Below are 19752 nucleotides of genomic sequence, written 5' to 3' on the forward strand. Positions count from 1 at the left end.
GCCATGCGCCTGCTGCGGCACCTCACCGGCCGGCACCGGACCCCGTCCACCAACCGCCTGCTCGGCCTGCTGCTGGCCTTCAATGCCGGCGCGGTGAACGCGGGCGGCTTTCTGGTCGTGCACCGGTACACCTCGCACATGACCGGGTTCCTGTCGACGGTGGCCGACAACCTTGTGCTGGGCAACATGGCGCTGGTGCTGGGCGCGGTGGGCACGCTGTGGGCCTTCATGTCGGGTGCCGGCACCACGGCCATCCTGGTCAACTGGGCGCGCCACCATCGGCTGCGCAGCGGCTTCGCGCTGCCGCTGCTGCTCGAAGCCGTGCTGCTGCTGGTCTTCGGGCTGCTCGGCGCGATCACGCTGGAATGGCGCACGCCGTTTTCCGTGCCGCTCACCGTGCTGCTGCTGGCCTTTCTGATGGGGCTGCAGAACGCGGTGGTCACCAAGATGTCTTCCGCCCAGATCCGCACCACGCACATGACCGGCGTGGCGACCGACCTGGGGATCGAGATCGGCAAGATGCTGTACTGGAACCGCAGCGGCACGCCGCCCGAGGCGCAGGTGCACGCCAACCAGGCGCGGCTGAAGCTGTTCGCCAGCCTGCTGGCCATGTTCACCGTGGGCGGCATCGTGGGCGCGGCCGGGTTCAAGCACGTCGGCTTCATCTGGGTGGTGCCCCTGGCCGCCATCCTGCTGGGCCTGTCGCTGCCGCCGCTGGCGGCCGATTTCGAACACCTGGCCAAGTTCTGGCGCGCGCGCCGCGCGCTGGCCCGCCATACCGCGCAGGCCGAGCCCCCCGGCCCCTGACCACCTACCGCCGAGACACGCCATGCAAACCACGCTCGCTCCCGAGTACCAGGGCACGCCCGAAGGCCGCGAGGCCGAAGCCATTCTGCGCAAATGCGTGCACTGCGGCTTTTGCACCGCCACCTGCCCTACCTACCAGTTGCTGGGCGACGAACTCGATGGTCCGCGCGGGCGCATCTACCTCATCAAGCAGGTGCTGGAGGGCGAGCAGCCCACGCGCAAGACCCAGTTGCACCTGGACCGCTGCCTGACCTGCCGCAACTGCGAAACCACCTGCCCGAGCGGCGTGCAGTACGGCCACCTCGTGGACATCGGCCGCAAGCTCGTGGACGAGAAGGTCGAGCGCCCCGTGGGCGAGCGCGCCGTGCGCTGGGCCTTGAAGGAAGGACTGCCCTCGCCGCTGTTCGGCCCCGCCATGAAAGCCGGCCAGGCCGTGCGCGGGCTGCTGCCGAAAAGCCTGCGCGCCAAGGTGCCGGCGCCGCAGCCGGCCGGCGCCTGGCCCGGCCGCGAACACGCGCGCAAGGTGCTCATGCTCGCCGGGTGCGTGCAGCCTTCGATGGCGCCCAACATCAACGCTGCCACGGCGCGCGTGCTCGATGCCGCGGGCATCCAGGCGGTGATCGCTCCGCAGGCCGGCTGCTGCGGCGCCGTGCGCTTTCACCTGAACGACCAGGAGGGCGGCAAGGCGCAGATGCGCGCCAACATCGATGCCTGGTGGCCCTATGTGGAGCAGGGCGGGGTCGAGGCCATCGTCATGAACGCCTCGGGCTGCGGCGTCACCGTGAAGGATTACGGCCATCTGCTGAAGGACGATCCGGCCTACGCCGAGCGCGCGGCCCGCATCGGCGCGATGACGCAGGACCTGTCCGAGTGGCTGCCCGAACTGCTGTCCGAGCTGGCCGGCACGCTGCGCGGCCGCGTGGTGCCACCGGACACGCTGTTCGCCTACCACCCGCCGTGCACGCTGCAGCACGGCCAGAAACTGCGCGGCGGCGTCGAGCGCCACCTGAGCGAGCTGGGCTTCAGAGTGCGGGTGGCGCGCACCGAATCGCACCTGTGCTGCGGCTCGGCCGGAACCTATTCGGTGCTGCAGCCCGAGCTGGCCTACCCGCTGCGCGACCGCAAGCTCGGTGCGCTGGACGAGGCGTTCGGCGAGCAGCCGCCAGGGGCCATCCTGTCGGCCAATATCGGCTGCATCACCCACCTGCAAAGCGGCACGGCGATCCCGGTGCGGCACTGGGTGGAAGTGCTGGACGAAGCGCTCTCCGCCGCCGCCCGCTGACCCTGCGCGCACCAAGGCTGGCATGATGGCGGGTTTTGACCGCCGCGCTGCCGCGCACCAACCGCGTTTCTTCGCCATGACCGACCCCGTGACCGCACAAGAACAACAGAACAACGTCCCCGCGCCGGCCCCCACCGCACCGGCCGGGACCGATGCCACTGCCGCTACCGTTGCCGCAGTGGAATCCCCTGTCTCCGCCGAACAGCCAGGCGGCGAAGCGGCGCAAGACTCCGCACCGCGCGGCGACCGGCCCGCGTCCCGCCGTGGCGGGCGCAACCGCCGCAAGCCCGGCGCCGGTGGTGCACCGGGCGCAGCGGGCGCACCGTCCTCCGCACAGGCGGCCCCCCAGAACAACGCCAGCAAAGGCGCCGGCCCACAAGGCCCGCGCCGCACGCACCCGGCGCTGGAGCAGCTCGCTGCGCTGTACCCGCATCTGTTCGGCGCGCAGTTCTTGCCGCTCAAGCGCGGCATCTTCCAGGACCTGCTGGCGGCGCATCCCGATGTGTTCGAGCGCGACGCGCTCAAGCTCGCCCTGGGCATCCACACCCGCTCCACGCGCTACCTGCAAGTGGTGGCCGAAGGCCGCCAGCGCCACGATCTGCAGGGCAATGCCGTCGAGGCCATGGCGCCCGAGCATGTGCACCATGCGCTGCTGGAAGTGTTCCGCCGCCGCAAGCCCCGCGACGGTGAAGACATGACCGCCAAGCTGCGCCGCCGCATCGCGCAGGCCTACGAAGCCTCGGGCCTCAGCCGCGAGGCCTACGACACGCTGGTGCGCGGCCGCGACGAAGCCGCCAACGCGCTGCTCGACGAAGCCTTCGCTGAAGTGGCCGAACGCGACGCCAAGGCCGAAGCGCTGTTGCGTGCCTTCGAGGCCAGCGGCAGCACGGTGGCGCAGTTCGCCGACATGTACGGCATGGACCCGCGCACGGCCGAACGTTCGCTGCACCGCGCCCGCCAACTGCGTGCCGCACCCGCTGCAGCGCCAGCGCCGGCAGCGGCACCAGAGGAGTCCGATGCGCCAGACGCCTCCGACGCGCCGGCGGCCGCAGCATCGGAAGGCCCAGCCGAAGCCTGAACCGTGCCAGCGCGTTAGCTGGTCAGTCCGCCCGCGGGGGGCGGGCTTTTTTCTGTGGTGTGCGTGCTTCGGCCGCCACACCACTGACATGACGCTGTCAGGAGCCCCCCCGCACCATGGAGTCCTTCGCAACAACGACCGAAAGGACCTTTCTCCATGGCTTCCGCTTCCGCACCGTCCCACGCTTCCACTCCCTCCGCCGCGCCCGCTGCGGCGACCAGCGCCATCACCTGGTTCGAGATTCCCTGCGCCGATCTCGACCGCGCACAGGCGTTCTATGAACAAGTGCTCGGCCGCCCCATGCACCGGCAGAGCTTCGGCGGTGGCGAGCCGCTGGCCGTCTTCGCCTACGACCGGCCTGCCACGGGCGGTTGCCTCATCGAGGGCCGCCAAGTGGCGCCGGACGCCGGCACGCGCATCTACCTGGACTGCACGCCAGGCCTGGACGCCGCGGTCTCGCGCATCGCAGCCGCTGGCGGCCGCGTGATCGACGCCTGCATCGAACTGCCCAACGGCATCGGCTTCATCGCCAACGTGTGCGACACCGAGGGCAACACCGTCGGGCTGCACGCCATGGCCCGCTGATCGCGCTGATCGCACTGGCCGCCGCCGAGCGCAGCGGCTTTTTTCCCAACCAGATGGGCGGCTCGGTTCGGTAGCATGCGGGCCGGTGCGCCAGCTGCTCGTCCTGCATCCTGCATCGCCCTGCAGTGCAGCGGCTGGCACCATGCACCGAGGGTGCGCAGCGCCGCCGTTTTCTTTTTCTGTTCTGGAGCTTTTCCCCATGACCCCTACCCGCGAAACCGTCGGCGCATTCACCGTGGCCGGCATTGCCACGCGCACCAATAACCGCGATGAGCGCGACCCTGCGCAGGCCCGCCTCGGCACCCTGTGGCAGCGGTTCTTTGCCGAAGGCATCGCCCAGCAGGTGCGTCCCGGCGAGCCGCAGCCGCGCGTGATGGGCGTGTACAGCGGCTACGCCTCGGACCAGGACGGCGACTTCGACGTGCTGGCCGGCGTCGCGCTGGACGGCACGCCCGTGGCGCCGGGTTTCACCCAGGTGGCGGTGCCGGCCGGCGAATACCTCGTGTTTCGCCGGCAGGGCACGCTGCCGCAGGCCGTGATCGACACGTGGATCGACATCTGGCATTACTTTCAACAACAACAACCGCAGCAGCAACCTCCGGTGCGCCGCCGCTTCGCCGTGGATTTCGAGGCCTACGAAGGGCCGGACCGGGTCGCGGTCTACATCGGCGTGCTCGGCTGAGCGCTTCTCCCCAGACCGCCATCGCCCGACCGCCATCGCCCATGCGCCGCGCCGACCGACTGTTCCAGATCGTCCAGCTCATCCGGGGGAGGCGCCTGTCCACGGCCGACTTTCTCGCCAAGCGGCTGGAGGTGTCGGCCCGCACCATCTATCGCGATGTGGCCGACCTGCAGCACCAGGGTGTGCCCATCGAGGGCGAGGCCGGCATGGGCTACCGGCTGGGCGCGGGCTTCGACCTGCCGCCGCTCATGTTCAGCCAGGGCGAGGCCAACGCGCTCGTCGCCGCGGCCCGGCTGGCACAGTCCTGGCTGGACACCGGCCTGGCCACCGAGGTGGAAAGCGCGCTGGGCAAGATCCTTTCGGTGCTGCCGCCCGCGGCCCGCGCCGCCGCCGAGGCGCAGGCGCTCTATGCCCCGGCCATGGCGGTGGACCCGCGCACCCAGGCCCTGCTGCGGCCCCTGCGCGAGGCTGTGCAGTCCCGCAACGTGGTGCGACTGGACTACGCCGACGAACTGGGCCGCCCCAGCGAGCGCCGCGTGCGGCCGCTGGGGTGCATTTACTGGGGCAAGGTCTGGACGCTGTCCTGCTGGTGCGAACTGCGCGGCGACTTCCGCGGCTTCCGCGTGGACCGCATCGTGTCGCTCGAGGTGCTGCCGGAGCGCTTCGCGTTGGAGCCCGGCCGGACGCTGGCCGACATGATGCGGCAGATATGGGACCGCGCCGGTCCCGATGCGGGTCGCCGCCGCGGCTGATGCTCTGCTGTCTTCAGCGCGGCTGCTCCAGCTCGGGCTGCGTGCACAGGCGCCCGTTCCAGCAAGCCCCAAGGTAGATGTACCGGCCGCCGCCGTCTGAGGCGTTCTGCATCATGCCGCGCAGCAGGCCGTTGCGGTCCACGGTGAACTGCTCCGCGCGATAGGCCTCGCTCGTGGTGCCGGTGGAGGCGGTGCAAGTGCGCGTGCCTTCCGAGTCCAGTCCCTCGCCCGAGAGGCGGTAGGTGCCGCGGTACTCACAGGCCACGGACGGGTTTTCGGTTCTCGTGTCCATGCGAAAGACGTTGTCGCGCACGACCATGTCGATGCTCGTGGCGGTTCCAGTGGGTGACCAGAACGGATAGACCTGAGCGGAAAAGGCCTTGTTGAAGCGCACCAAATGGTCTTCGTAGCGAAAGCGCGAGATTCGGCGCGGCGTGTCGAAGGGCAGCGTGATAGTGCCAGTGGTGGGGCTGTCGAACACGATGGTCGCCGCGCCCACGGTCGAGGCCACATCCGCGGGCCGGATGGCGCCGCCGATCACCGGACCGTTGCGGAATTCGGTCAACGGCACCGTGAACTGGTTGCTGGTGTCGCGGTTGGCGGTGCTGCCCTGCATGAACAGCGAAGAGCCGTCGGTGCGGTAGCCCAGGTACGACAGCACCAGCGCGCGGCTGCCGTTCTGGGTGTCGATCTGCAGGCTGCGGCCTGGACGGCCATTCAACTCATCGTCGAAAGCCCAGATGCCTGGCTGCACCATGACGTCGGTTCGCGAGGAGCTTGACGCGCAGGTGGCGGGGCTGCCGAGAAAGATTGCGCCCGCATGGCAGGCGCCCATGAAGAAGGATTCGATCCCGTCCTTGCGCAGCGTGCCGGTAGCCAGCCCATAGCTGTCGACGGCGAACTGCTCGATCCGGTACGGACTGCGCACCTGAGTGCCGGAAGGGTCCACGCAACTGGCAGTTCCGTCGGACTCGATGCCCTGTCCGCGCTTTTGGTACGTGCCCGAATAGGAGCACATCCGGCCGTCGGACGTGGTCAGTTGGCTCATGAGGAAATTACCGCTGCGCATTTCGATGCGGTAGGAGGCGGTGGGGGTCGGGTTCAGGCGGCTCGAATAAGTCTGCAAGGTGTATAGCCCGCTGCTGCTGCCGATCACCATAGGTCCGTAAGTGAAGCGCGAAATGCGGCGCGCCGCGTCGCCCGGCAGCGTGACGGTGCCGGAGGTGGGGGAGTCGAAGGTCAACTGGGTCTCCCCCGGGCTGCCCGCCACTTCGCCGTTGCCCGCGCCGCCGCCGATCACGGGCGGGCCGTTGCGGAACTCCTGCAGCGGGCCCCGGAACGCCGAGCTGTCGCCGCTGCGCAGGCCGCTGGCCTGCAGGAACAGGGAAGTCCCATCGGCCCGGTAGCCCAGGTAGGACACGATGAGCGCGCGGCCCTGCTCGGTGTCGATCTGCAGGCTGCGGCCGGGCTGGCCGTTCAATTCGCCCTCGAAAGCCCAGAGGCCCGGCTCCGGCTCGGCATTGGGGGCGGCGGGGGTCTGCGCCCAGGACGATGAGGCGAGCACCAGGCTCCCGGCGCACAGCGCCAGGGTCTTGCGCATGGCGAAATAGTGAGAGATGCAAGGCATGCAGAAGCTCCTTCGATAGGGTTGGCCAGTCCCTTTCGAAGGAATGGCGGAGGTCTGAAGAGGGTGGCCGGCAATGGCATCCGCTGCCATTGCCGGCTCCCGGCGTCACTTCGATTGCTGTTGCTATTTTATTGATAGCAATGTTCCCTAGGGGAATATGCGCTGGAAGCCTTTTTTATTCAAATGGTCCAGCGTCTGCCGCTGATCGAGGGCAGTGCTTTGCGCCGCCCGCTGCTTTGGCTTTCAGCGCGGCAGGTCCAGCCCCGGGCCGGAGCAGTAATAGCCGGCCCCGCAACTGCCCATGTACAGGAACCGGTCCCCGCCCACGCGCATCGATCCCCGCAGCACTCCGTTGCGGTCCACCGAGAATTGCTCGATGCTGTAGGGCTCGACCGTGGTGCCGGTGCCGTTTTCATTGTGTGGGTTGCAGGTGCGCGTGCCGTCGGATGTGAGGCCGTCCCCCGCCAGCCGATAAGTCCCCCGGTACTCGCAGTATTTCCAGTCTGACGACCGCGTGTCCATGCGGAACACGTTGTTGCGCGCCACGATGTCCAGGGATGCAGTGGTCCCGCTCGTTCTCCAGGCGGGGTAAATGCTGGCGGAATAGGTCTTGTCGAACCGCACTGCATGGTCTTCGTAGCGGAACCTGGAAATGCGGCGTGGCGTCTCGAACGGCAGCTTGACCGTGCCCGTCGTGGGGCTGTCGAACTCCAGCTGTATTTCTCCCATGGTCGAGGCCAGTTCGCCACCCTGGCCCGGGACGCCGCCGATCACCGGCCCGTTGCGAAATTCGCGCAGCGGCATGGCAAAACGCTCCGTGGTGCCTGACGTGCGCTCCGACGTGCTGCCCTGCATGAAGACGGAAGAGCCGTCCGGCCGGTAGCCCAGGTAGGACACGATGATCGGTGTCCTGCCGTTGTGGGTGTCGATCTGCAGGCTGCGGCCGGGCCGGCCGTCCATTTCGTCGTCGATGGCCCACATCCCGGGCTGCACTGTCACTGCCAGGCGGTTGCCAAAGGGCGCGCAGGTATCGGGGCTGCCGGTGAAGACGGCGCCTGCAAGGCAAGGGCCCATGAAATGAATCTTCCTGTCGCCTTGCAGCACTGTCCCGCTGAACATGCCGAGGCTGTCCACCGCGAACCGCTCCATCCGGTAAGGGCTACGCTGCTGCGTGCCGTTGGCCTCGGTGCAGGTGGCGGTGCCTTCGGATTCCAGCAAGGCTCCTCTCACAGCGTAGGCCCCTGCATAGCTGCAAAGCCGGCCTTGCGAGGTCGTGAGTTGATTCATTTGCAGATTGCCGCCCTTCAGCTGGATGCGGTAGGCGGTCGGCGTCACACTCCCGTCGTATGGCGGGGGGGCCGAGATGACCGTGCCTTCCATGCCATCCCTCCAGTAGTAATCGCCGTAGCTGTAGCGCGAGATCCGGCGGGTCACGTCGCCGGGCAGCGTCACGGTTCCGGTGGTGGGCGTGTCGAAGGCCAGGCGGATGTCGCCCAGCGTTCCGGCCAGTTCGCCATTGCCGGGGCCCCCGCCGATCGTCCTGCCGTTGCGAAACTCCTGCAGTGGCGCCGTGAACGCAGTGTCGTTGGCGCCGCGCACCCCGCTCGCCTGCAGGAACAGGGCCGATCCGTTGGCCCGGTAGCCCAGGTACGACACGATCATGGTGCGGCCCAGCTGCGTATCGATCTGCAGGCTGCGGCCGGGCTGGCCGTTCAGCTCGCCGTCGAAAGCCCACATGCCGGGGTCCGGCTCAGCGGTGGACACGGGGGCCGGGGCGGTCTGTGCCAGGGCAGGGGAGGCCATCCACAGGCCTGCGGCGCACAGCGCCAAAGTCTTCACCACTCCACGAAAAGCCATTTGAAAAGTTCCTTCCCTGTTCTTCAAAAATTTTCGGGCAAGGCCGTAATAGATACAAATTCACCGGGTTTTGCAATCCCGACCTGGGGAGGGATGCGGCCCGCGCCAGAGGAGAAAGGGGTGGAAAAACGTGATGGGCGGGGTTTTTTGGCGAAATTTGCGGCGCCTCTGGATTTACACGCTTTGAAACTTCTTTGACCAATGGTTTCGCCCGAATCGGACTTGGGCGGTTAATTTCGGCAACGTGCGTGTCCCCACGCACCGGTGCAACACAACAAAGCCGGCGACTGTCCCTCAGTCCACCGGCATCCCCTCAAGCGCACCGCATCCAGAGCAGAGAAGGAGACAAGATTCCATGGCAAACGACGATCCGAAAGACCGTGCCGCCTTTGACTCGGCCATCCAGGCCCTGAAGGCCGAGGTGGCCAACGCCGGGGCGCACCTTTCGCTGGACGCCTCGGCCCGGCTGGCCTACACCCGGCAGATCCAGGCGATGGCCAACGACCTGCAGTTCGAGGCCATGAGCGGACGCATCACCTGGGCGCAGGCGGCCGAGCAGGCGCAGGAGGCGCGCAACACCATCATGGAGATCATCCGCGGGCGCAGCACCCCGGTCGGGCGGGCGATGGCGCAGAGCCTCAAGGCCGAGGGCAAGACGCTCAACGAGCTCATCGCCCGCAAGGCCCAGCAGCTCCACGGCCCCAACGTGCAGTTCGACCGCCTGACGGCCGCGCAGCAGAACGCGGTCTATGGCGAGATCGTCAAGTCCGCCGGCAGATCCAACCCCCGGGTGACCCAGACCATGCGCAGCCTGTCGCGCGCGGGTCGGGGGCTGATCGTGCTGTCCATCGCGCTCTCGGTCTACAACGTGGCCACGGCGACCGACAAGACCGCCGCGGCCGGCAAGGAAATCGCGGTGACCGGGGCGGGCATCGGCGGCGGCATCGCGGGCGGGGCGCTGGCCGGCCTGGCGTGCGGGCCGGGCGCGCCGGCGTGCGTGGCCATCGGCGCCTTCGTGGGCGGCGCGCTGGCGGCGTTCGGGGTGGACTTCCTGTGGTGAGCGGCGGGCCTGCGATGCGCAACCTGACCCGATCGGAAGTCGCCCTGGCGCCCTTGCCGAGCGCTGGCGGCGATGCCCCGCTGAAAAGCCGTATCGCCGTGAACGGCCAACCCACCGAGGCCCGTGCGGACGGCGTGGTGCTGGAGGCCGCCTTCCAGTGGCGCGATTTCTACCTGCTCTTCACCAGCGACGATATTCCGCAGGAAGACCTGCTGCACATCACGCTGTTCGACGGGCAGTGGCAGCCCCTGGACGCGGCCACCCTTGGCGGCGCCTACACGACGGGCAGCTTCTCGCTGATCGGGGTCGAAGGGGGAAACACCGTGCGCTTTCGCTTCGTCGGCGACACCGACTGGAGCGTGGAAATCCTGCAGACCCCGGGCTTTCGCGTGCCGTTCATGTCGGAGCCCAAAGGCGTCACGCGGCCGCTCGGCTTTTCGCGGCATTTCGTGGTGCGGGGCGATCCGCAGCCGCAGCGCTGAATTTCCCCCGGTCGAAAGGGGCGCGGCCGGGGGCTGCCGAACCCCCGCAGGCTAAGATTTCGGCGGGAGGAAAACCATGTTGCTTAAAAACCTGTCCGCCAGCGCCGCGGACTTCGCCAATATCGTGTGGCCCGCGATCCAGCACTACCCGATGGTGGGCGGCGGCAAGATCCGGCCGGTCGAGGCCAATGCGTCGCGCGACTTCAAGGACGAACTGGATCTTTTGGCGGGCATCGACGCCTGGCAGGTGATGAACCAGCCCGGCGCGATCCGGGGCCTCGCCAGCCGCGTGCAGTGGACGGAGGAAAACCACCGCAGCTTCACCATCCGCTATGCCCGCCCATCAGGCGCGGAGACCGAATACCAGAAGCGGCTGATGGCGCTCAATGCCCGGCAGGACGGCTATGTGTTTCCGCACCTCACGGTGCAGGCTTTCCTGACCGGCCAGGGCGGCAGCCTGCGCTCGGTGGCCGTCGTCAAGACGGAAGACCTGATGCGCGCCGCGCAGTTCATCGTCACCAATGCCAAGACGCCGCGCCCCGCCTTCTACGGCATGGTTCCGCAACCGGACGGCGGGCAGTTCCTGTACCTGAAATGGGACTACCTCGCCTACAAGAAGGTGCCGATGGCGATCATCGATCTCGAAAAGCCCGTGCCTGCATGACCGGGCTGATTGGCCCCGGCCAGGCTCAGCCATCGCCGGACTCAGCCACACCGGGGCTCAGCTACACCGGGTTCAGCGCTTGAGGGCCGCCTCGATGTCGCCCGCCATCGACTGCGGCGTGTCCCGCGGGCCGTAGCGGCGCAGCACCTGCCCGTCGCGCCCGATCAGGAACTTGGTGAAGTTCCACTTGATCGCCTTCGTGCCCAGCAGCCCCGGCGCTTCGGCCTTGAGCCAGCGGTACAGCGGATCGGCCTGGGCGCCGTTCACGTCGATCTTGGCCATCATCGAAAAGCTCACGCCGTAGTTGAGCTGGCAGAAGCTGGCGATCTCGTCGTTGCTGCCCGGGTCCTGGCGGCCGAACTGGTTGCAGGGAAACCCCAGCACGGCCAGGCCCTGGCCGGCGTATTGCTGGTGCAGCGCCTCCAGCCCGGCGAACTGCGGCGTGAAGCCGCAGGCGCTGGCGGTGTTGACGATGAGCAGGATCTGCCCCTGGTACTGGCGCAGCGGCACGGTCTGGCCGTTCATCTGCCGGGCTTCGAAATCGTAGGCGCTGGTCATGGCGGCATCCTTGCAAAACGGTCGGTGGATCGGGGCACCGCCGCAGCCAGCGCCGCGGTCGTCACGGCGCCTTGGCGGCAGCGGCCTCTCCGGCGAAGTACGGAATCATCATGCGGTTGCCTTCCGCGCCGGTCTCGCGAATGTATTCCAGCGAGAACTGCTCGCCCAGGCGCCGCAGTTCGCGCCGCAGCTCGAAGTCGGGCGTTTCCACCTTGATGCCGTTGCGGGCCAGCTCTGCGACCGATGCACTGGACGCCGCGTCGCTCGCGCTCCAGCCGCGCGCCTGGGCTTTGTCGGCGGCCTCCTGCACGGTCTTGCGCGTGGCCTCGGGCAGCGCCAGCCACTGGGCCTTGTTCACCATCACGAGGTTCTTGGGGTACCAGCCATGCACGTTGTAGAAGTATTTGATGGGCAGCTCCCACACCTTGTTTTCCACGCCGGTGACCGGCGAAGTGAACAGGGTGTCGATCTGCCGGTCCAGCACGGCCTGGTTGATGCCCTTGGTGGGCACGTCCACCGGCGTGGCGCCCATCAGCTGGGCGATGCGCACGGTGCTGGGGCTGTAGCTGCGCATCTTGGCGCCGCGCAGGTCGCTCGCGTGGCGGATGGGTTTGGTGGTGAACAGGCCTTGCGCCGGCCATGGCACGGCGTACAGGGCCACCAGCCCCTGGCGGTCGAGCGCTTCCTGCAGCACGGGGCGCTGGGCCTTCCACAGCCGCAGCGCATCGTCATAACTGCCCACGATGAACGGAATGGCGTCGGCGCCCGCCAGCTTGGTGTCGGCCGCGAGCGTGCTCAGCAGCACTTCGCCGGCGGCGATCTTGCCCGCGCGCACCTGGCCCGCAATCTCCGACAGCTTGGCCACGCTGTTGTCGGGCCGCACGTCGATGACCAGCGCGCCCTGCGTGCGCTCGTTCACCTCCTTGGCGAACTGCTGCAGGTTGACGGTGTGGAACACCTCGGGCAGGTAGCCCGTCGCGAGGGTCCAGCGCGTTTGCGCCGAGGCGGCGCCCGACAGTGCCAGGGGCCCGAGCGCCAGCAAAAGGGCGCACCATGAACGACGTTTCATACAGAGATCTCCGAGAGCGACGGAGACCGGCCTGCGAATGCAAGGCAACGGCCACCGCTGGATGCGTAACTGGGGCGTAACTTGCAATAACTATACCGGCGGCAGAGCTGCGCAGGTAAATAAATGCCGGTTGCTATTGAATTAATAGCTGTCAGCGCATTTAATACGGCGGTGGCGGCGGTTTTCGACCTTGAAGCCGATGCGGCTCCGCAGGGCGTGGCGTGCGTGCCGGTCAAGCGCTGGCACGGCGCTGGGTGCGGCGTCAGCGCCGCAGCGCTGCCAGCAGGGCGGCGAACACGATCAGCCCGCCCCCCAGCAAGGTGCGCGGCTGCAGTTGCGCCGCGGCCAGCAGCACCGACGAGACGCTGGCGAACACCACTTCGGACAGCAGCACCACCGCCGTGGTGCCCGCAGCCAGCCGGGACGCCCCGAACTGCAGCGCCCCGTTGCCCAGCCACAGCGCCACCGCCAGCAGGGCGGCGGTGACGACCCAGGTGGCGTTCACCGCGGGAAACGGCTCCACGATGCCCACCTTCAGCCCGATGCAGGCGACGGCCAGCGCCATCAACATGCAGCCGCCGAACATCACGAACATGCGCGCCTGGCCCGGCACCGCGTGCAGGCGCCGCAGGGTGACGTTGGTCAGCGCGAAGGTGAAGCCGCCCATCAGCGCCAGGCCATCGGCCATCGACAGGTTCTCCCACAGCCGGGCGGGCGAGGCGCCTTCGGGCAGCAGCACCAGCACCAGGCCCGCCAGCGCCAGGGCCAGCCGCAGCAGCGCCATGGGTGTGGGCCGCTCGCCCAGCACGCGCCAGGCCAGCAGCAGCCCCCAGACGGGCATGAGATAGAACAGCAGGATCACGCGGACCACGTCGCCCACCGTCACCGCCCAGTTGAAGGCCACGTTGTTCAGCCCCGAGCTCAGGGCGAGCAGCCACAGCTGCGGGTGCTGGCGCACCTGGGCCCACAGGCCGGGGCGCAGCGCCAGCAGGCCGAGCAGGATGGCGCAGTACATCACCGCGGTCGCCCACAGCGGGTGCAGCCCCGCGCCGTGCATCACACGGAACGGCCACCACGCCAGCCCCCAGACGAAAGCGTTGAACAGCAGGGCGAAGATGGGAAGCGGCGAGGACATGAAAAATCGTGGTGCGGCGGCGGCCGTGCATCCGCGGGGCAGTCGGAAGGGCACGTTGGAGAAGGGGCCGCAGCATCGGCCGATTCTCTGCCGTGGAATCAAGACAGCCCGATGTCAGGCTGTGGTTAAGTTGTACTTTCCATTTCCGCAGGATGGCAAGCCGGGCCTGCGGATCGGAATCTGGCGGAACCAGCCAAGGCAGGGCTGGCGCCCCGGGACCCTGCGATCAGTGGTGGTGGTCGTGCCGCGCCAGGTGCAGCAGGTGGTCCACCTCTTCGCGGTAGCGCACGCAGTTGTGCTGGTGCCAGCGGCGAATGAGCCACATCACCCCGGCCACCACGAGGCCGAACGCGGTGATCGCGCCGAACACCGACAGCCCCATCTTGAGCGACAGGCTGTAGAACGCCCCCAGGGCCAGGATGCAGGCCTGCTCGTTGAAATTCTGTACGGCGATGGAGCGGCCCGCGCCCATCAGGTTGTGGCCCCGGTGCTGCAGCAGCGCGTTCATCGGCACCACGAGGTAGCCGCCCAGGCCGCCCAGCAGGATGAGGAAGGGAATGGCGATCCAGATGCTCTTGATGAACACCATCAGCACCAGCAGCAGGCCCATGGCGATGCCCAGCGGAATCACCTTGGTCGCCATATCGAGCCGCATGCGCATGGACGCGACCACTGCGCCCACGGCCGTGCCAATGGCCACCACCCCGGTCAGGGCCGAGGCCTGCGTGGTGTTGTAGGAGAGCGCGGCCGCCGCCCAGGCCAGCACGATGAACTTGAGGTTGCCGCCCGCGCCCCAGAACAGGGTGGTGGTGGACAGCGAGATCTGGCCCAGCTTGTCGCGCCACAGGCGGTTGTTGCAGGCCCAGAAGTCGGGGAGCATCGCCAGCGGGTTGGAGGGCAGGGGGCGCATCTCCACGCCGGTGTGGGGAATGCGGGTGTTGAACCACGCGGCGACCAGGTACAGCACGATCAGCGCGGCGATGGCCGCCTCCGCCGCGGTGTCCACGCCGGTGTCCACCATGGGCAGGTCCACCGACAGCAGCAGGTGCGAGATGGCGGGCCCCACGAGCTGGCCGCCCAGCAGCACGCCCAGGATGATGGAGGCGATGGTCAGCCCCTCGATCCAGCCGTTGGCCTTGACCAGCTGCGAGGCCGGCAGCAGTTCGGTGAGGATGCCGTACTTGGCCGGCGAATAGGCCGCGGCGCCCAGGCCGACGACCGCATACGCGATGAGCGGGTGGGAGCCGAACAGCATCATGAGGCAGCCCACGACCTTGATCGCGTTGCTGAAGAACATGACCTTGCCCTTGGGCAGCGCGTCGGCGAAGGCCCCCACGAACGGCGCGAGCACGACATAGAACAGCGCGAACATCGGCACGAGCGCTGCGCGCTGCCATTCCGGCGAACCGTTGGTGCGCAGCAATTCCACGGCGGCCACGAAAAGTGCGTTGTCGGCCAGCGAGCTGAAAAACTGCGCCGACATGATGGTGTAGAAACCGCGCTTCATCGAATGGCTGGTGGGTGCATCAGTTGGCCTGATGCCCTGTTAAATATCGGAACCCGGTGCAAGTGACTGGCGGTTATATCACGCGGTTTCCAGAGGGCGATGCCAGAATTCTTTCCTTTTCGCTCCGCAGATCAAGCCCATGCCGCGTCCCATCCAAGCCACCATCCACACTGCTGCACTGCAACACAATCTGGAGCGCGCGCGCGCCGGTGCGCCCGACGCGCTGGCCTGGGCCGTGGTCAAGGCCAATGCCTACGGCCACGGCATCGAGCGCGTGTTCGAAGGGCTGCGCGGCGCCGACGGCTTCGCGCTGCTGGACCTGGCCGAAGCCGAGCGCCTGCGGGCCCTCGGCTGGCGCGGCCCCATCCTGCTGCTGGAGGGCGTGTTCGAGCCGCGCGACCTGGAGCTGTGCTCGCGCCTGGGGCTGTGGCACGCGGTGCACTGCGACGAGCAGATCGACTGGCTGGCCGCGCACAAGACGCAGGCGCCACACCGCGTCTTCCTCAAGATGAACACCGGCATGAACCGCCTGGGCTTCACGCCCGAGCGCTACCGCTCGGCCTGGGCGCGGCTCAACGCCCTCACGCAGGTTGACGAGATCTCGTTCATGACGCACTTCAGCGATGCCGACGGCCCACGCGGCATCGCGCACCAGATGGACGCCTTTCACACCGCCACGCAGGACCTGCCCGGCGAGAAAAGCGTGTGCAACAGCGCGGCCACCCTGCGTCACGCGGGCGACACCCGCGTGCGCGGCGACTGGATCCGCGCGGGCATCGTGCTGTACGGCAGCGCGCCGGACTACCCCGAGCACGACGTCGCCCACTGGAACCTGCAGCCCGCGATGACGCTCGCGGCCCGGGTGATCGCCGTGCAGCATGTGCAGGCTGGCGACACCGTGGGCTACGGCTCCGCCTTCACGGCCGATGCGCCGCTCACCATCGGCGTGGTGGCCTGCGGCTATGCCGACGGCTACCCGCGCCATGCAGGCACGGGCACGCCGGTGCTGGTGAACGGCGTGCGAACGCGCGTGGTGGGCCGGGTGAGCATGGACATGATCACGGTGGACCTGTCCCCCGTGATCGCCGCCGGTGTGGAGGCCGGGTTCGGCGCCGAAGCCACGATGTGGGGCCGCGCGGCCAACGGCACGGTCCTGCCCGTCGATGAAGTGGCCCATGCCGCCGGCACGGTGAGCTGGGAGTTGATGTGCGCTTTGGCGGCGCGCGTGCCCGTGGTGGTGGCCTGATGCGGCCGGGCCAGCGCGCCGCGGCACCCCGGCCCGGCAAGGGCTCGACCTGGCGCCGGGTGCGGGCGCCCGACCGCGAACTGGTGCAGACCCTGCGCCAGCGCCACCGCCTGCATGTGCACGGCTGGTGCATCGGCGCTTTCATGATGGTGCTGATGTGGGCGACGTCGCACCTGCAGATGGTGATGGGCGTGGACTCGCTCGCCCTGCGCTATCTGGCCACGCTGGGCGTGGGCTACGTCGCCTACCTGCTGGTGCTGCGCGCGTGGGCGGCGTGGCTGGTGCGCCCGCCCCGCCGGCGGGACGAAGGCGACAGCGGCTGGGCGGACGGCATCGACCTGGTGCCCGACATCGACCTGCCCACCGGCGGCGTGCGGGCGCCCTGGCCGCGCAGCGGGGGCGGCGGCGACTTCGGCGGGGGCGGTGCGAGCGGTGATTTCGGCAGCGGCCTGGGTGATGGCCTGGGTGAAAAAGTCGGAGACGGGCTGGGCGATGTCGCCAGCGGGGCACTGGATGCCGCCAGCGGCGCGGACGAGGGCGCGGTGGTGATCGTGCCCGTGGTGGCCATCTTCCTCATCGGCGCGGCCCTGGTGCTGGGGGCGGGCGCGCTCGCGCTGCTGTATTTCGGCTTCGACGTGCTGCTGGCCGTGGCGGTGGAACTGGCGTTTTCGTATGCCACGGCGCACGCGGCCATGGGTGTGGAGCGGGCCGGCTGGCTCTCGGCCGCAGTGCGGCTGACCTGGAAGCCGCTGCTCGGGGCCCTGCTGTGCGCCGTGGCGCTGGGCTGGGCCATCGACCACTTCCTGCCGCACGCGAATTCGTTGCCGCAAGCGTTGCGCATGCTGCGCGCGCGCTGAAAAAGGTGCGCCGGCCCGCATAACGTTAGAACGACAAAGTCGTTCGCCGCGCGGGGCGCCGCAGGCATAGTGGCCGCACTCTTCGTTGCTTCAAGGCCTTCGCACCATGCGCTTTTCGCTTTCCCTCGCGGCCACCCTGGCCGCTGCCGTGTTCACCGTGGGCACCCCGCTGGCCGCGCAGTCCGCCACCTTCCGCTTCGCCCGCTCGGCCGACGTGTCCTCGTGGGACATCCACGCGCAGAACGTGGGCGTGAACAACGCGCTGCATTCGGCGGTGTACGAAACGCTGGTCGAATACAACAGCAAGACCTTCAAGCCCGAGCCGCAACTGGCCACTGCCTGGAAGCTGGTCGGCCCCACGCAGCTGCGCATCACGCTGCGCCAGGGCGTGAAGTTCAGCGATGGCTCCGCCCTCACGGCCGACGACGTGAAGTTCTCGCTGGAGCGCGCCAAGGCCAAGACCTCCAACTACGCCGTGTACACGCAGGGCATCGACCGAGTGGAAGTGGTGGACGCCCACACCGTGGACATCTTCTCCGAGGTGCCCAACCCGGTGCTGGTCAACCAGTTGACCGAGCTGCGCATCATGAGCAAGCCCTGGGCGGAAAAGAACAACGCCACGGCGCCCAAGGACATCAAGACCAGCGACGAGCCCTACACCCACCGCAACACGCTGGGCACGGGTCCGTTCGTGCTCAAGTCCTGGGCGCCCGACCAGCGCCTGGTGCTGGCCGCCAACCCCCACTGGTGGGGCAAGGGCAAATTCGGGGGCAACGTAACGGATGTGGTCTACACGCCCATCAAGTCCGACGCCACGCGCACGGCGGCGCTGCTGTCGGGCGAGGTGGACTTCGTGCTCGACCCCAGCCTGCAGGACGTGCCCCGCATCCGCCAGACCGCCGGGCTGAAAGTGCTCGACGGCGCCGAGAACCGCACCATCTTCCTGGGCCTGGACCAGTTCCGCGACGAGCTGCAGAACTCCAGCGTGAAGGGCAAGAACCCGCTCAAGGACGTGCGCGTGCGCAAGGCGCTGTACCAGGCCATCGACATCAACGCCATCCAGCGCGTGGTGCTGCGCGGCCTGGCCCAGCCCACCGGCGCGATCATCGCGCGGCAGGTGAACGGCTGGACCCCGAAGGCCGACGTGCGCTGGCCCTACGATCCCGCCGCGGCGCAGAAGCTGTTGGCCGAGGCCGGCTACCCGCAGGGCTTCGATGTGGACTTCGCCTGCAGTGCGGGCCGCTACATCAACGACGAACAGCTGTGCCAGGCCATCACGGCGCAGTGGTCCAAGGTGGGCGTGCGGGCCAAGCTGCGCACGCTGCCCTTCGCCGCGTACTTCCCGATGATCCAGCGCAACGAAGCCAGCATCTACCTGCTGGGCTGGGGCGTGCCGACGTTCGACGCGTTCTATTCGCTGCAGTCGCTGATCCGCTCGCCCGGCGCCGGTGGCGACGGCAATTTCAACCTCGGCCGCTTCAGCGATCCGCAGCAGGACGCGCTGATCGAACGCATCAAAAAGGAAACCGACGCCGCCACGCGCAACACCCTGATCGAGCAGGCGCTGGTGCAGGACCACCAACTCATCTCGCACATCCCGCTGTACAACCAGGTGATTCCGTGGGCAGCCTCGCAGAAGGTGGAGATCGTCCACCGCGCGGACAACCGCATCGACTGGCGGCTGCTGAAGGTGAATTGAACCGGACTGGACGGAACGGCGGCGGCCCGCACCGCGCCCTCGCAAAAAAGCCCCGTGGACCGCTCAGGCCCACGGGGCTTTTCTACGGGGCGTGCCGCAGCCGCCCGCCGATCAATCGGTCGCCTGCTGCACCGCCGGCCGGGCCGCCACGCGCTGGGCGTGGGCGTGCACCTTGGGGAACCGTGCGATGTCCACGCCATCGCTTTGCAGCCATCCGCTCACGGTGAACAGGTAGCCGTCGCTCACCGAGTAGTGCTCGCCCAGTGCCCACGGGCCGTCCAGGTGGCGCTCAATCAGCTCGAAGCATTCGGCCATGTTGGCGCCGACCTTGCGCTGCATCGCGGCGATGGCCTCGGGCTCGTCGGCCCAGCGGCTGGCGCGGGGGCGGTGGGCGTGGGCCACGTGCACGGTGGAGGCCAGGTAACTGTTGAATTCCTGCATGCGCGCGAACCCGTGGGGATCGGTGGGCGCCAGCCGGGCGGCGGGAAAGCGCTGGGCCACGTAGGCCAGCAGCGCGGGCGTTTCGGTCAGCACGCCGTGCTCGGTCGCCAGGGCCGGCACGCGGCCCTTGGGGTTGACGGCCAGGTACTCGGGCGAGCGCTGCTGCTGCGCCTTGAAGTCCAGCCGCACCAGCGTGTGCTCGGCACCGGCCTCGTTCAAGGCGATGCGCACGGCCTGGGCACAGGTGCCGGGGGCGTAGTAGAGGGTCAGCGAAGACATGGGGCGCTCCAGTGGAAAGGTTTTGCTATTAAAAGATGAGCTGCCAGCGCACGATTACCAAGGGTTGCAGCATCAAACGGCACTG

General features: G+C 68.4%; 19 protein-coding genes. 12 read left to right on the forward strand and 7 right to left on the reverse strand.

Annotated features, from left to right (window positions below; genetic code table 11):
- Window positions 1-3 precede the first annotated feature (3 nt).
- The 6 genes from BLT03_RS15010 to BLT03_RS15035 all read left to right on the forward strand — a co-directional run bounded on the left by BLT03_RS15010 (window position 4) and on the right by BLT03_RS15035 (window position 5186).
- Window positions 4-807 carry a YoaK family protein gene (locus tag BLT03_RS15010; protein WP_092744566.1) on the forward strand — a complete coding sequence of 268 codons (804 nt, stop codon included), beginning with the start codon at window positions 4-6 and terminating at the stop codon, window positions 805-807.
- A 22-nt stretch (window positions 808-829) separates the two neighbouring features.
- Window positions 830-2089 carry a glycolate oxidase subunit GlcF gene (gene glcF, locus BLT03_RS15015; protein ID WP_092744567.1) on the forward strand — a complete coding sequence of 420 codons (1260 nt, stop codon included), beginning with the start codon at window positions 830-832 and terminating at the stop codon, window positions 2087-2089.
- A 76-nt stretch (window positions 2090-2165) separates the two neighbouring features.
- A complete protein-coding gene (locus BLT03_RS15020; protein WP_092744617.1) occupies window positions 2166-3167 on the forward strand; it encodes a ProQ/FINO family protein in 1002 nt (333 codons plus the stop codon).
- 156 nt (window positions 3168-3323) lie between these two features.
- Complete coding sequence (locus BLT03_RS15025) at window positions 3324-3752, forward strand: VOC family protein (protein ID WP_175537769.1); 429 nt, start codon at window positions 3324-3326, stop codon at window positions 3750-3752.
- Window positions 3753-3951: 199 nt separating this feature from the next.
- On the forward strand, window positions 3952-4434 hold the full coding sequence (locus BLT03_RS15030) for a GyrI-like domain-containing protein (RefSeq protein WP_092744568.1): 483 nt from the start codon (window positions 3952-3954) through the stop codon (window positions 4432-4434).
- A gap of 41 nt (window positions 4435-4475) precedes the next feature.
- Window positions 4476-5186 carry a helix-turn-helix transcriptional regulator gene (locus BLT03_RS15035; protein WP_092744569.1) on the forward strand — a complete coding sequence of 237 codons (711 nt, stop codon included), beginning with the start codon at window positions 4476-4478 and terminating at the stop codon, window positions 5184-5186.
- A 13-nt stretch (window positions 5187-5199) separates the two neighbouring features.
- Here BLT03_RS15035 and BLT03_RS15040 read toward each other — a convergent pair whose 3' ends face one another.
- Both BLT03_RS15040 and BLT03_RS15045 read right to left on the reverse strand, forming a co-directional pair.
- On the reverse strand, window positions 5200-6813 hold the full coding sequence (locus BLT03_RS15040; protein WP_245711408.1) for a hypothetical protein: 1614 nt from the start codon (window positions 6811-6813) through the stop codon (window positions 5200-5202).
- Between the two features lie 243 nt (window positions 6814-7056).
- Window positions 7057-8670 carry a hypothetical protein gene (locus tag BLT03_RS15045; RefSeq protein WP_092744571.1) on the reverse strand — a complete coding sequence of 538 codons (1614 nt, stop codon included), beginning with the start codon at window positions 8668-8670 and terminating at the stop codon, window positions 7057-7059.
- 355 nt (window positions 8671-9025) lie between these two features.
- Here BLT03_RS15045 and BLT03_RS15050 point away from each other — a divergent pair, with 355 nt between their 5' ends.
- From BLT03_RS15050 to BLT03_RS15060, 3 genes are all read left to right on the forward strand, one after another.
- Window positions 9026-9730 (forward strand): hypothetical protein, encoded by a 705-nt coding sequence (locus tag BLT03_RS15050; protein ID WP_092744572.1) that lies wholly within the window; start codon window positions 9026-9028, stop codon window positions 9728-9730.
- 14 nt (window positions 9731-9744) lie between these two features.
- A complete protein-coding gene (locus BLT03_RS15055; RefSeq protein WP_092744573.1) occupies window positions 9745-10212 on the forward strand; it encodes a hypothetical protein in 468 nt (155 codons plus the stop codon).
- Window positions 10213-10288: 76 nt separating this feature from the next.
- Window positions 10289-10876 (forward strand): hypothetical protein, encoded by a 588-nt coding sequence (locus BLT03_RS15060; protein ID WP_092744574.1) that lies wholly within the window; start codon window positions 10289-10291, stop codon window positions 10874-10876.
- A 72-nt stretch (window positions 10877-10948) separates the two neighbouring features.
- Here BLT03_RS15060 and BLT03_RS15065 read toward each other — a convergent pair whose 3' ends face one another.
- The 4 genes from BLT03_RS15065 to lplT form a co-directional block, all read right to left on the reverse strand.
- Window positions 10949-11434 (reverse strand): glutathione peroxidase, encoded by a 486-nt coding sequence (locus BLT03_RS15065; protein WP_092744575.1) that lies wholly within the window; start codon window positions 11432-11434, stop codon window positions 10949-10951.
- A 61-nt stretch (window positions 11435-11495) separates the two neighbouring features.
- Entirely contained in the window at window positions 11496-12503 is a 1008-nt protein-coding gene (locus BLT03_RS15070; RefSeq protein WP_092744576.1) for a TRAP transporter substrate-binding protein, read from the reverse strand.
- A 262-nt stretch (window positions 12504-12765) separates the two neighbouring features.
- A complete protein-coding gene (locus BLT03_RS15075) occupies window positions 12766-13638 on the reverse strand; it encodes a DMT family transporter (protein WP_092744577.1) in 873 nt (290 codons plus the stop codon).
- A 226-nt stretch (window positions 13639-13864) separates the two neighbouring features.
- The gene (gene lplT / locus BLT03_RS15080) at window positions 13865-15145 is read right to left on the reverse strand and encodes a lysophospholipid transporter LplT (protein ID WP_092744578.1); all 1281 of its coding nucleotides are present in this window, start codon (window positions 15143-15145) and stop codon (window positions 13865-13867) included.
- 139 nt (window positions 15146-15284) lie between these two features.
- Here lplT and alr point away from each other — a divergent pair, with 139 nt between their 5' ends.
- The 3 genes from alr (at window position 15285) to BLT03_RS15095 (ending at window position 18947) form a co-directional block, all read left to right on the forward strand.
- Window positions 15285-16391, forward strand: coding sequence for an alanine racemase (gene alr, locus BLT03_RS15085; protein WP_092744579.1), 1107 nt, complete (start codon window positions 15285-15287; stop codon window positions 16389-16391).
- Window positions 16391-17248: a hypothetical protein gene (locus BLT03_RS15090; protein ID WP_092744580.1), complete on the forward strand. Its 858-nt coding sequence runs from the start codon at window positions 16391-16393 to the stop codon at window positions 17246-17248. The genes alr and BLT03_RS15090 overlap by 1 nt, the downstream gene beginning before the upstream one ends.
- Window positions 17249-17354: 106 nt before the next feature.
- Window positions 17355-18947 (forward strand): ABC transporter substrate-binding protein, encoded by a 1593-nt coding sequence (locus BLT03_RS15095; protein WP_092744581.1) that lies wholly within the window; start codon window positions 17355-17357, stop codon window positions 18945-18947.
- Window positions 18948-19058: 111 nt separating this feature from the next.
- Here the strand turns inward: BLT03_RS15095 and BLT03_RS15100 are convergent, their stop codons facing one another.
- On the reverse strand, window positions 19059-19667 hold the full coding sequence (locus tag BLT03_RS15100) for a glutathione S-transferase family protein (RefSeq protein ID WP_092744582.1): 609 nt from the start codon (window positions 19665-19667) through the stop codon (window positions 19059-19061).
- Between the last annotated feature and the right edge of the window lie 85 nt (window positions 19668-19752).

It is taken from the genome of Paracidovorax valerianellae, from assembly GCF_900102625.1.
Classification (GTDB): domain Bacteria; phylum Pseudomonadota; class Gammaproteobacteria; order Burkholderiales; family Burkholderiaceae_C; genus Paracidovorax; species Paracidovorax valerianellae.

Excerpts from the sequence above, each read along its gene's own strand:
- BLT03_RS15010 (WP_092744566.1), top strand. The coding sequence starts at position 4 with ATGCGCCTGCTGCGGCACCTCACCGGCCGGCACCGGACCCCGTCCACC.
- glcF (WP_092744567.1), top strand. The coding sequence starts at position 830 with ATGCAAACCACGCTCGCTCCCGAGTACCAGGGCACGCCCGAAGGCCGC.
- BLT03_RS15020 (WP_092744617.1), top strand. The coding sequence starts at position 2,166 with ATGACCGACCCCGTGACCGCACAAGAACAACAGAACAACGTCCCCGCG.
- BLT03_RS15025 (WP_175537769.1), top strand. The coding sequence starts at position 3,324 with ATGGCTTCCGCTTCCGCACCGTCCCACGCTTCCACTCCCTCCGCCGCG.
- BLT03_RS15030 (WP_092744568.1), top strand. The coding sequence starts at position 3,952 with ATGACCCCTACCCGCGAAACCGTCGGCGCATTCACCGTGGCCGGCATT.
- BLT03_RS15035 (WP_092744569.1), top strand. The coding sequence starts at position 4,476 with ATGCGCCGCGCCGACCGACTGTTCCAGATCGTCCAGCTCATCCGGGGG.
- BLT03_RS15040 (WP_245711408.1), bottom strand. The coding sequence starts at position 6,813 with ATGCCTTGCATCTCTCACTATTTCGCCATGCGCAAGACCCTGGCGCTG.
- BLT03_RS15045 (WP_092744571.1), bottom strand. The coding sequence starts at position 8,670 with ATGGCTTTTCGTGGAGTGGTGAAGACTTTGGCGCTGTGCGCCGCAGGC.
- BLT03_RS15050 (WP_092744572.1), top strand. The coding sequence starts at position 9,026 with ATGGCAAACGACGATCCGAAAGACCGTGCCGCCTTTGACTCGGCCATC.
- BLT03_RS15055 (WP_092744573.1), top strand. The coding sequence starts at position 9,745 with ATGCGCAACCTGACCCGATCGGAAGTCGCCCTGGCGCCCTTGCCGAGC.
- BLT03_RS15060 (WP_092744574.1), top strand. The coding sequence starts at position 10,289 with ATGTTGCTTAAAAACCTGTCCGCCAGCGCCGCGGACTTCGCCAATATC.
- BLT03_RS15065 (WP_092744575.1), bottom strand. The coding sequence starts at position 11,434 with ATGACCAGCGCCTACGATTTCGAAGCCCGGCAGATGAACGGCCAGACC.
- BLT03_RS15070 (WP_092744576.1), bottom strand. The coding sequence starts at position 12,503 with ATGAAACGTCGTTCATGGTGCGCCCTTTTGCTGGCGCTCGGGCCCCTG.
- BLT03_RS15075 (WP_092744577.1), bottom strand. The coding sequence starts at position 13,638 with ATGTCCTCGCCGCTTCCCATCTTCGCCCTGCTGTTCAACGCTTTCGTC.
- lplT (WP_092744578.1), bottom strand. The coding sequence starts at position 15,145 with ATGAAGCGCGGTTTCTACACCATCATGTCGGCGCAGTTTTTCAGCTCG.
- alr (WP_092744579.1), top strand. The coding sequence starts at position 15,285 with ATGCCGCGTCCCATCCAAGCCACCATCCACACTGCTGCACTGCAACAC.
- BLT03_RS15090 (WP_092744580.1), top strand. The coding sequence starts at position 16,391 with ATGCGGCCGGGCCAGCGCGCCGCGGCACCCCGGCCCGGCAAGGGCTCG.
- BLT03_RS15095 (WP_092744581.1), top strand. The coding sequence starts at position 17,355 with ATGCGCTTTTCGCTTTCCCTCGCGGCCACCCTGGCCGCTGCCGTGTTC.
- BLT03_RS15100 (WP_092744582.1), bottom strand. The coding sequence starts at position 19,667 with ATGTCTTCGCTGACCCTCTACTACGCCCCCGGCACCTGTGCCCAGGCC.